This window comes from Mesorhizobium sp. M8A.F.Ca.ET.021.01.1.1, from assembly GCF_003998025.1.
In the GTDB taxonomy this organism is placed as follows: domain Bacteria; phylum Pseudomonadota; class Alphaproteobacteria; order Rhizobiales; family Rhizobiaceae; genus Mesorhizobium.
Window position 1 is genome coordinate 1 of the sequence record NZ_RZSJ01001103.1, and the last position, 504, is coordinate 504.

General features: G+C 63.3%; 1 protein-coding gene. It reads left to right on the forward strand.

Annotated elements, in window-relative coordinates; all coding sequences use genetic code 11:
- Window positions 1-504, forward strand: a 504-nt coding sequence (locus EOA36_RS36815) for a zinc-binding dehydrogenase (protein WP_145969579.1), incomplete at both ends; no start/stop codon positions are given.

Here is a 504-nt window from a genome sequence, read left to right on the forward strand (position 1 = left end):
TGGCAATGCCGTCCACACCGCATTGTCCTTCGACCTGGTAGGCGAGGATGTGCTGGTCACCGGCGCGGGGCCGATCGGCATCATGGGGGCGTTGGTGGCGCAGTGCGTCGGCGCACGCAAGGTCGTCATCACCGACATCAACCCGGTGCGGCTGGCGCTGGCGAAGAAGCTCGGCGTCCAGCACGTCGTCGACGCCTCGAAGGAAAAACTGCGCGACGTCATGCCGGCGCTCGGCATGACCGAGGGGTTCGACGTCGGGCTGGAAATGTCGGGCGCCGCGCCCGCCTTCCGCGACATGATCGACACCATGAACAATGGCGGCAAGATCGCCATCCTCGGCATCGCGCCGACCGGCTTCGAGATCGACTGGAACAAGGTCATCTTCAAGATGCTGCATCTGAAGGGCATCTATGGACGCGAGATGTTCGAGACCTGGTACAAGATGATCGCGCTGGTGCAAGGCCCGCTCGATGTGACCGGGCTGATCACGCATCGCATCGGTAT